Source organism: Acidiplasma sp. MBA-1 (genome assembly GCF_000949015.1).
Lineage (GTDB): Archaea > Thermoplasmatota > Thermoplasmata > Thermoplasmatales > Thermoplasmataceae > Acidiplasma > Acidiplasma aeolicum.
The window spans coordinates 239,617-250,029 of record NZ_JYHS01000003.1 but is presented as its reverse complement, the minus strand read 5'-3'; the positions used below and the strand labels follow the sequence as shown (position 1 = coordinate 250,029).

General features: G+C 37.7%; 9 protein-coding genes and 1 rRNA gene. 2 read left to right on the top strand and 8 right to left on the bottom strand.

Going from position 1 to position 10,413, the window contains the following annotated elements:
- Positions 1-17: 17 nt before the first annotated feature.
- From lysS to TZ01_RS07005, 3 genes are read right to left on the bottom strand one after another with little or no spacing between them, the layout of a single operon-like run.
- Positions 18-1,523 carry a lysine--tRNA ligase gene (gene lysS, locus TZ01_RS07015; RefSeq protein WP_052656827.1) on the bottom strand — a complete coding sequence of 502 codons (1,506 nt, stop codon included), beginning with the start codon at positions 1,521-1,523 and terminating at the stop codon, positions 18-20.
- A gap of 2 nt (positions 1,524-1,525) precedes the next feature.
- Entirely contained in the window at positions 1,526-2,107 is a 582-nt protein-coding gene (locus TZ01_RS07010) for an orotate phosphoribosyltransferase-like protein (RefSeq protein WP_048102082.1), read from the bottom strand.
- Positions 2,104-2,529 (bottom strand): HIT family protein, encoded by a 426-nt coding sequence (locus tag TZ01_RS07005; RefSeq protein ID WP_048102081.1) that lies wholly within the window; start codon positions 2,527-2,529, stop codon positions 2,104-2,106. The genes TZ01_RS07010 and TZ01_RS07005 overlap by 4 nt, the downstream gene beginning before the upstream one ends.
- A gap of 106 nt (positions 2,530-2,635) precedes the next feature.
- On the opposite strand from TZ01_RS07005, the gene TZ01_RS07000 reads away from it, so the two are divergent.
- On the top strand, positions 2,636-3,538 hold the full coding sequence (locus tag TZ01_RS07000) for a ribokinase (RefSeq protein WP_048102080.1): 903 nt from the start codon (positions 2,636-2,638) through the stop codon (positions 3,536-3,538).
- 71 nt (positions 3,539-3,609) lie between these two features.
- On the opposite strand, the gene TZ01_RS09450 is transcribed toward TZ01_RS07000, so the two are convergent.
- The 4 genes from TZ01_RS09450 to purM all read right to left on the bottom strand — a co-directional run bounded on the left by TZ01_RS09450 (position 3,610) and on the right by purM (position 9,016).
- A 23S ribosomal RNA gene (locus TZ01_RS09450) occupies positions 3,610-6,517 on the bottom strand.
- 263 nt (positions 6,518-6,780) lie between these two features.
- The gene (locus TZ01_RS06995) at positions 6,781-7,566 is read right to left on the bottom strand and encodes a hypothetical protein (RefSeq protein ID WP_048102079.1); all 786 of its coding nucleotides are present in this window, start codon (positions 7,564-7,566) and stop codon (positions 6,781-6,783) included.
- A 30-nt stretch (positions 7,567-7,596) separates the two neighbouring features.
- The gene (locus TZ01_RS06990; RefSeq protein ID WP_048102078.1) at positions 7,597-7,950 is read right to left on the bottom strand and encodes a hypothetical protein; all 354 of its coding nucleotides are present in this window, start codon (positions 7,948-7,950) and stop codon (positions 7,597-7,599) included.
- Between the two features lie 58 nt (positions 7,951-8,008).
- Positions 8,009-9,016: a phosphoribosylformylglycinamidine cyclo-ligase gene (gene purM, locus TZ01_RS06985; RefSeq protein ID WP_048102077.1), complete on the bottom strand. Its 1,008-nt coding sequence runs from the start codon at positions 9,014-9,016 to the stop codon at positions 8,009-8,011.
- A gap of 141 nt (positions 9,017-9,157) precedes the next feature.
- Between purM and zfx the strand changes: the two genes are divergently transcribed.
- Complete coding sequence (gene zfx, locus TZ01_RS06980; RefSeq protein ID WP_052656825.1) at positions 9,158-9,595, top strand: zinc-containing ferredoxin; 438 nt, start codon at positions 9,158-9,160, stop codon at positions 9,593-9,595.
- Positions 9,596-9,738: 143 nt separating this feature from the next.
- Here zfx and TZ01_RS06975 read toward each other — a convergent pair whose 3' ends face one another.
- A complete protein-coding gene (locus tag TZ01_RS06975) occupies positions 9,739-10,338 on the bottom strand; it encodes an ACT domain-containing protein (RefSeq protein WP_048102076.1) in 600 nt (199 codons plus the stop codon).
- Between the last annotated feature and the right edge of the window lie 75 nt (positions 10,339-10,413).

Genomic DNA, 10,413 nt, shown 5'->3' with positions numbered 1-10,413 from the left:
TAATTATTATAATAAAATCACAAAAGGTCTTTTATTCTAGATATAACATAGTTTCTGTCAAGATTGGCAAGAAAATAACCAAGCCTTGGACCGCGCTCGCGATCTATAAAGACACGGTAAAACAGTGAAAAGCCATCCTTGGGCGGTATTTTATTTCTTCCTATAATATCGTATATTACATTGTGTATATTTTCAGATGTCCATTCAATTCCAGAAACACTGTTTAGAAACTCAGAAAGTATTGTTTTTTCCTTTTCTGAAAGGTCAATATGTTTAGTGGATAGTGAAAATTTTATATTATCAGGTGCGTATTTATCCAGCCAGTATTTTGCTGTTTCTATTTCATCGCGCAGGGCCTGATCGATATATTCTTTATTATAACCGCTGCGCCTGAGTGCCTCAAGAAGGCTTGTATCGTCCTTATATATCTGTATTAGGTTAACTATATGCCTGAAGTTAATTTTCTCAGGTGCGTTTAAAATCTTAATTCTAGACATTTCATATATCCTTTTGTAATTCTCATTGTTTGGTTTTTCAAGACCAAAATAGGCATTCTCTATTTTTTCATAATCGTCTATGAGATTTAAGAGGCCAAGGCCGGGATCAAAATCTATGTGCCTTGAGGGGTCATTTTTGGCTATTAAAAATCTTAGTATCTCAGGAGGAGCGAATTTTACGACCTCAGAGGCTGGTATTGATATTCCGGTGGATGAGTGCATGACCCCAACGCCCTTTAATAGTATGCGTTCATACATAAGTGGTACAGGTGGATTAATATGAAATACCTGCCTGGCGATCTCCTTTCCTGTATCGTATGATCCGCCTGCTGCAGCATGATCCTTGCCAAAAGGCTCTATTGTTACACCAAGTGAGTACCATTTTGCAGGCCATTCAACGCGCCATGGCATTTTGCCATCGTCTGTCCGTATATCTGATGTGCCCTCATTTCCACAGTACTCGCATTTATAATGGACATATGGATATTCGTAGGAAATAACGTGTGATGAGTTTATTTTTCCACATTTTGAACATCTGGGCTCATATGGATACCATGATTCATCAAGGTCATAACCTGCTATTTCATGCATTATTTTTCTTATAGTTTCCCTGTTTTTTATGGCAGTATCTATGGCATCTGCAAGCTTTCCTGTCTTATAAAGGCCTGTAGTGCTTATGACCTCAACATTAACATTAATTTTCTGCAGTGTTTCAAGGAAGGGTTTAAGGAAATAATCTGAATACTTTCCATTTCCATCAGGTGATGGTATATAGCTTAATGGAACCCCAACATACTTTGCATAGGATGAATCAAGAAATGGATAAACCTTTCTCAGGGGATCAAGGTCATCGCATAAATATATAAACCTTGATTTCAGGCCCCTGTCCAGTGATGCTTTATATAAAATATCCCCGGTTATTATTTCCCTCATGTTTCCAACGTGTATTGGGCCCGAGGGGGAAATACCTGTTGATACCAGCTGATCTCCGGTTAAATTGCTAACAACTGAGTCTGCCCAGTACAATTTTATCCCACCATTGTAGTTCTTATTACTGACCTTATTCTTGTTCCTGAGATTTCATCAATATTTAGCTTTGAGACAAGAACCACGCATAAAAGCACCTGGCCACCCTGATTTTTTATATCGTTTATTGTATTTTTCATTGTTTCCCCGGTGCTTATAACATCATCTATTACAACAATTTTTTTGCCCTTAACACCGGCGAAATTGCTGCTGAATAAACCCTCCTTGCCGGATGGATGCGGCCTGTAAACCATTAATTCCTTTCCAAGAATGTCTGAAACAAATGTTGCAAATGGGATGCCATTAATTGTGATACCAAGCACTGAGTCTAAATCATCTATGTTAATCTCCTCACTTATTATATCGGCCATTATTTCGGCTATATGGCCTATTCTGCTTCCGTAAACACCTATGCTGCGCCATCCAATTTTAACATCCTGTATCTTGGTCTCTCCAATGTTTTTACTGAGCAACCATGATATTGTATTAACCGATAAATGCAATTCTGTTGAGATTTCCTTATCGGACATGCCCTTATTCTTTAATTCTATGGCCCTTTTATATAATTCCTCTAAACTTTTCATATTTTTACCTCCTTTAGGGCGGATCTTATTTTCTCTGCTATTATCTCCAGATCCGCCATGTCCACTACCTCCCTCTCCCAGTTTATACGCTTTCTGTAATACCTTGGTATTATGTGTGTATGGTAATGCATTACAACCTGATTGGCAACCCTGCCATTATTCTGACCTATGTTTATACCATCACATTTCAATGCATTTTTTATTGCTATTGCTATTTTCTTTACAGTTAATTGTATTTTTATATATATCTCTTTATCTATATCAAAAATATTCTCATAATGTTCCCTTGGAATTACCAAAACATGCCCCTCCTCAATTGGTGCATTGTCCATAAATGCAAGAACATATTCATCCTCATAAACAAAGGCAGCCTTACCGTTTCTAATGATTTCCCTGCAAAAGACACATGTTTCATCATACATTTATGGGGTATATATAGTGTAAGTAAAAATATTTTCTTTTTATTCCTAAAATGGGTTTTATTATAGTATATAATAAAGCATTTATTTATATTAATTATTTAGAAAGATGAACAGGGTATTCGTTATAGGTAGTATAAATGTTGACATTTTGATGCTGTCTGATCACCTTCCTGAGCCAGGAGAGACAATTAAGGCTGGCAGTTTTTATGTTTATCCGGGTGGGAAGGGTGCAAATCAGGCAATTTCATCTGCACGCATGGGTGCCAATACAACACTCATTGGAAAAATAGGCAATGACTATTTTGGCAGCCTTATTAAGGATTTTATAGGTAAGGAAAATCTTAATTCAATTATAATGTATGGCCAGAAAACCGGAATGGCATTTATAAATGTTGATAAAAATGGAAAAAATATGATATCTGTATTTTCCGGTGCAAACAATGATTTAAGGGAGGAAGATTTAAAGGATATTAAAATAGATAATTCAATAATAATGCTTCAGCAGGAGATACCAATGGATACAATTGAGTATGTAATTAAAACATATGGTCGTAATAATTTAATAATAACAGATCCAAGCCCTATTAATGAGATAAACGATTTTGTTCTTTCAGGGAGTGATTATATAACACCAAATGAGGTTGAGGCATCAAAGCTATCAGGTATGCATATAAATTCCAGGGAGGATGCATTTAAGGCCTCTGAAATATTATACAAGAAATATCAAACAAACATAATAATAAAGCTCGGGTCATATGGTTCATTGTTAAATAATGGAAATGAAATAAGATATTTTAAGCCGAGCACCGTTAATGCAAGGGATACAACAGGTGCTGGAGACTGCTTCAACGGTGCATTTGCTGCAATGTTAACAAAAACATCTGATGTAAATAAAAGTATTGAAATAGCAAATATGGCGGCAGCACTATCTGTGACAGAGTACGGTGCATTTCCATCATTTCCATATTTAAATGACGTTAAAACAAAATTTAATTTAAATATAAATTAAGTGTATTAATTAAAATTTTAAAAAATAAAGACCAATAATAAATGGCGGGTATACCGGATAATCAATTAGCATAGATTGTGTTTTCGACCTATTAGTGGCCGTGGACTTAATATCTCGCAAAAGCTTGATACTTATATCCCGGCTCTATCAACCTCTTCTTTTAAGAGTGGTCTCAAACAACGTCTATTTTCAGGGGCGACTTCAAGCTTAGATGCTTTCAGCTTTTATTCGCGTATGGCGTGGCTACTCGGCAACTGCCCTGTCGGACAACCGATAAACTAGAGGCCACGAACCCCCGTTCCTCTCGTACTAAAGGCTCCTTCCCTTCAGACGTTGTGCACTCCCACAGAGAAGCAACCCTACTGTCTCGCGACGTAGTGAACCCATCTCAGGATCCCTTTTAATGGGCGAACAGCCCCACCCTTGGTGTCTTATGCAGCACCAGGATAGGAACAGACGACATCGAAGTAGCAAACCCTCGGGTCGATGTGTACTCTTGCCGAGGACAACTCAGTTATCCCTGGGGTAACTTCTCTCTTATCACCTGCCCTCATAAAGAGGGGACAAGGTGGTTCGCTAAGCCCTGCTTTCGCATCTGCGTTCCCTATTGGCTGGAACACAGTCAAACTAGCTTTTGCCTTTATACTCTACGGAGGATTTCTGACCCTCCTGAGCTAATCTTTGGAGGCCTCTGTTGTCTTGTTAGAGGCGTGGCGCCCCACCCAAACTGCCTACCAATAGTTGTCCCTTTTTTAAGGTTAGTGACGCAACTTTCAAAGGGAAGTGTTTCATCGTCGTCTCCATTCCGGCCACAACCGGAACTTCTAAGACTCCTTCCTACCCTACGCATTGAGAGTCGCGTCACAGCTACAGGCTGCAGTAAAGCTCCACGGGGACTTCGCTTTCATGTGGGAGAGACTGGATTGTGCACCAGTACATTAATTTCACGGGGCTGAATGTGGGGACAGTGGGACTCTCGTTGAACCTTCATGCGAGCCGCCAATTAAGCGGCTAGGTATTACGCTACCTTGAGAGGGTCATAGTTACCCCCGCCGTTTATTGGCCCTTCTTCTCCTTGAACGGAGCTTTCAGGTACCAACACTGGGCAGGTTTCGACCACTATACACATCCTTACGAACTAGCAGTGGTCTGTGTTTTTGGTAAACAGTCGGGGTCCCCTTGCCACTGCGACCTATCCTCTTTCTGGATAGGCATCCCTTCTACCTAAGATACGGGACTATTTGGCCGAGTTCCCTCACATCCATTATTCCCAAACGCCTTAGACTTCTCATCTAGGGGCACCTGTGTCGGTTCTTGGTACGAACTCAGGCTTGACCCATATAAGTTTTTCATGGACTCCGGGACTTGCAGAAATTCCCATAAGGGAACCGACATTTTTTCACGGACTTCTCGTCATTACAACTCTCCATCCGCTTATTAATGCCAATGTGTAGACAGGCACACTTCTGCTATCCCAAAGCTAACATATATGGCAAAACACCTGAGGCACTGGAATATTAACCAGTTTCCCTTTCGATCACTTCCTGTTAGGGGTGACCTTAGGATCGGCTAACCCTCGGCTGACGAACATTGCCAAGGAACCTTTGCCCTTTCGGCGGAGTGGATTTTCACCACTCTATTCTGCTACTTTTACCAGGATCCACGATACTGTACGGTCCATACCTCCTCTCGAAGATACTTCTATCCATACAGCACGCCCCCCTACCACATCACCTTTCGGTGGTCTAATGTATCGGTAATTGACTTTAGCCTCGTCCATCTTGGAGGCATATAACCTCGGTGAGTGAGCTGTTACGCACTCTTTAAAGGATAGCTGCTTCTAAGCTAACCTCCCCACTGTCTTGGGTCATAAACCTCTTTAAATCGCACTTAGTCAATTTTAGAGACCTTAACATTAGTCTCGGTTGTTTCCGTCACGTGCATAAAGCTTATCCCTATGCACTAGCACCCAGCATCTACGATTCTTGCAAGTTCGGAGTTTGACAAGGTGGCGCAACCTTTCGGTTGCTAACCACCCAATCGGTCGCTCTACCTCACAAGATATCTCCGCTGAGGTCTACCTGCGGGTAGTATTGGGGGGAACCCGCTATTGCCACTCTAGATTAGCCTTTAACCCCTATACCCAAGTCATCCAAACGATTTGCACATCAGAACTGGTTCGGTCCTCCACCTAGCTTTCGCTAAGCTTCAACCTGCTCAGGTATAGATCGAGCGGCTTCGGGTCTGCCACAGCTGACTAAACGCATTTGTTACGCTACTCCTCCCTTACGGTGCGAGTAATCGCTTTCGCTACGGTTTCTTCTTTTAGAATTAACCTTGCCAGCCATCGCAACTCCCTGGCCCGTTCTTCAACACGGACTATAGAACACTGGTCACTCTTTCGAGATCATTCCTTTTATGCCCTATAAAGTTTTCACTGCTTGGTTTCAGGCTCTTTTCACAGCCCTTCCGGGTTGCTTTTCAGTTTTCCCTCACGGTACTTCTTTGCTATCGGACTTGAGTTATATTTAGGGTTGGATGTTTATGCCACCCGCATTCCCACGCGAATAACGACGCATGGTACTCAGGATACCTTTCCTCATAGCTTCTCTAATTACTTTCACGGGGCTATCACCCTCTATGGCAAAGCTTTCCAGCTTTTTAAAATTCTTAGAGTAGGCATTGGGAAAGGTCCATACTCCACATCTCTTTCTCTTTTCAGAGAAGATTCGGTTTGCCCTTTACCGCTTTCGATCGCCTTTACTCACGGTATCTCGATTGATTTCTTTTCCTCCCGGTACTAAGATGTTTCAATTCCCGGGGTTCCCTCTCCTTTCGGAGTGAAAATACAGGAAGTCCCATTCGGAGATCCTTGGATCTATGGCTCCATGCGCCTCCCCAAGGCTTATCGCAGCTTGGCACGTCCTTCATCGGTACTCAAACCAAACCATCCCCCAAGCAGTTTTGATACACAATCTATCTTGCTTGTATTATCCGGTATCATTGGTTATAAAATAACCTCGCCCTTCCCTATTAATATTACATTAATAGGTGCATGTTTTATTGGTATACATTGTATTACTTTCAACGATATAAATATTTTGATAAAAAAGTAGGTGAAATTTATGGGGCCTGGGCGCTGTTATTTAACCATATAAAAAACAATAGGGCTAAAAACGACTTTTTTCTGACTTTACCTTAAAAAATTGGCATAAATTAATAAATAAAATATAAATATATAATTATTTATATAATTTATTCATTATTTCATTTGGCCTTATAAAGCCATATTCATATATATATCCAGTAATTAAAGTGCCGTATGTATAATCAAAAAACCTATTGATAAACCCCTTTATTTTTGTATGATTTTTAATCCGATGAAAATCAACTTCGTTAAAATTATTGCTTATTTTTTCTGAGGTGGTTAAAGAATATACAGGTTTATTAAAATAATTCATTGTAAGTGCAAGCGGAAAGGTTCCATTTTTATGTACAAGATCCCCATTAACAGTCACAAGGTCTGAACCCAGTAATAGAATGTCTGCTGATTTGCCAATCTCGTAATATGAATAATCTGTGGTTATGATGGTTTTAATTCCATGGCTGCTTAAATTGTCATAAAGTGATAAACCCTCAAAAGCTGGACCGCTTTCCATAATATATACCTGTTTAATTTTATCCATGTTATTAATAATGGCATCTCTAACCATGGAGCTGTAGCTAATTGTTGCAACTGAAACTTTTCTGTTAAAAATTTGGGCTGAAAACCTTACAGAGGAATCTGTATCCTTTTTAATTAAATCATACAATTTACCTGCATACTCTATTTTTGAAATTTTTCCATTATAGCCTGATAAATAATTGCATGTGTACTCTATTATACCCATACCATAATAGTTTTCCCGGAATTTATTCAGATATAAATCATAATCATTGCCTTTATATTCAATAAACCATTTTATTATGTTGTCTGCGATAACTGTGGCAGATGAAATTTCATCATCAAGAATTTCTTCAGGGTTCATAAAAATAAATATTTTAAAAAAATATAAAAATTAATGCTCCCTGTATAGGATTGGCTCAAGCTCCGTAACTGCCTTTTCCTCAAGGGATTTTAAATTTTTTATCACATCTGATATCGGCTGTTCCTCGGTTACTATATACTTTACCTTTCCAAATGACATCTGATATGACCCAGGGCATAGAGAATTTTCTGTCACAATAAAGGCATCAGGATTTAATGACAGTATTCCGGCCATTGCTATTTCCCTGCCACCATGGGTTCTGCCATAACCAGGATTTTCATATTCCTCAATCTTTTTTGTTTCGTCATCTATTAAAAATATGGAACTGCCATATTCCAGTGGGCTCAACATATTATCCTCATCTACAACACACGCTACCTTCATAATAAACCATAATATATAACAAAATTTAAGCTAATTGTATTTAATAACGCTAAAAAAATTAATAATAACCGTGAAATTCAATAGAATATTTTGGTATTGATATTCCTGAACCGTTCTCAACATGACCTATTTCCTGAACTTCAACACGGTTCTTCATTATGCTCATAAAGTCGCGTTTACTTTCCTCATCTATTATTACGACATAGCCTATGCCCATATTAAATATTTCATACATTTGCCCGTAGGTAAGATTTCCAATTTCCATTAATTTTATAAAAACGTTTTGTGGTTCTATGGGGTTATCTATAACATATTTCATGTCCTTCATTCTGGTTATATTTTTTATTCCCCCACCAGTTATATTTGCCATGCCCTTTATGTTAACTATGTTCAATGCATCTAAAATTTCCCTGACGTATATCCTTGTCGGTTCAAGTAATACATCTGCCACTGTTTTATTCTCTCCTGGAAAATTTTCATCGTATTTGAGTCCAGAGCTTTTGATAATATTTCTCACAGTGGTGAACCCGTTTGAATGAAGGCCACTGCTCTTTAATCCCATTATTATATCGCCGTCTGAGATTCTTTCCCCCGTAACCATCTGACTTTTTTGAAGTATTCCTATGGATGTGCCAGAAATATCTATATGATTAATAAGATCTGGCACTATTGCTGTTTCTCCGCCAACAATGTTAATATTTGCAATCTGAGCCCCAACATTAAAACCTACACCGAGCTGTTTTGCAACCTCATTATCTATATCCTTTAAGGAGATATAATCTAGCATGGCTATTGGTTCAGCTCCGGTTGTAATTGCATCGTTAACGTTCATTGCCACACAGTCAATGCCAAGTGTATTAAACTTACCACTTTCCTCAGCTATAATAGTTTTGGTACCAACACCGTCATTATTAAATGATAGGTAAAAATTGCCGAGATCAATAATAGATGTGAAACCACCTAGAGGGTTTACGGTTTTAAAATCTTCCCTTTTAAACTTTATTTGCCTTAAAAAGTTTGTAACAAACTCGCCCTGGGCTTTTCTATCTAAAATTTTACCCTGCATGATTGGATATTACATTATTAAATAAAGATTTTTATATTTTTACTATATTTAAATTTTTAATCTGCATGTAATTGTATATTAATTTGTTAAAAGGAAAAATATTTTAAGTAATATATGTATTATCGAATTAGGTGATAATGAGTGGTTAAGTTAGAAACCCTGGATTATAAGCCAAAGCCTATAGATCAAAACTATATAAACGATGAACAGAATTACCCTGTAACAGGAGAGCACAAAGGACATAAGGTTAGGGCTGAGGGCATACAGAGGATGGATGCTGATGGAAAGCCATACCCAACAAAGTTTGGTATCCATGGCAGCATTGTGGGTGTTGATTGGGAGGCATGTATAGCAGATGGCGCTTGCATGGATGTTTGTCCTGTATCCCTGTTTGAATGGGAATTAAATCCGGGCCAGTCAGGTACAGGAAACGATAAGCCCATCTCAAAGGATGATAAGGAGTTATGGGATAAATACAGAACAGATAAATGTGACCCAGTAAGGGAAAGCGAGTGCATATTTTGCATGGCATGTGAAAGCGTTTGCCCGACACTTGCAATTAAGGTAAATCCAGAATAAATTTTTATTATTTTTATTTAATAATAAAATGAAGTATAATTTCGATATTTATGTGAGTAGAAAATTGATTTAATATTAATTATCCTTGGGGTGGCACATTTTTAACGTCAGGTCTAAAATTCTATTGCATATATTTTGTTATTTTATTGAGATATTAAAGCCTCGTAAGCCTTTATTCCGTCTGACCTTTTTACTATTACTATGGTTTCATTTGAGCATGAAATTAACTGTAATATATTGATCTCTGCTGAAAATAATTTTTCGTTTATTTTCATGACAAAACCAGGAGTTTTAATTATCTCTGGTGAGGAGAATATATGTATTGAACTTACATCTTTTTCTATTATGGCATTTTTTGGTATTTCTGATAATTTATTTTTAGTTTCATCTATTATGTAAACTATTGAATCTGTTAGATATGTTGCAGATAAATAATTTAAATTTTCAAGCTTTCTGGTTGTGGTAATTACCATAATTTTATCCTGGAGCGTTATTTTGCTTTCTGATAATAATTTATTAATATGAGAGGTAAAATCGTCGCCTGTGTTTTCCATGGACATTTTATTTAGGGCAGATCTTATTGATATTATATTATAACCATTCATTTCATTGTATATCTTTCTTGCAAGCTTGCTGACATTAACAATGCCCATTCTCATTGATATTAATATTTCAGGATTCCTTTTAAGATAATTTCTAACAGCACTCTCAACGTTCCCCCTTCTTAATCTTTTTTCAACCATAATATATAATTTAATTCAATAATATAATTTTTTACATGATTTTATATTTTATAATACCAAATATGGTTATTTGAT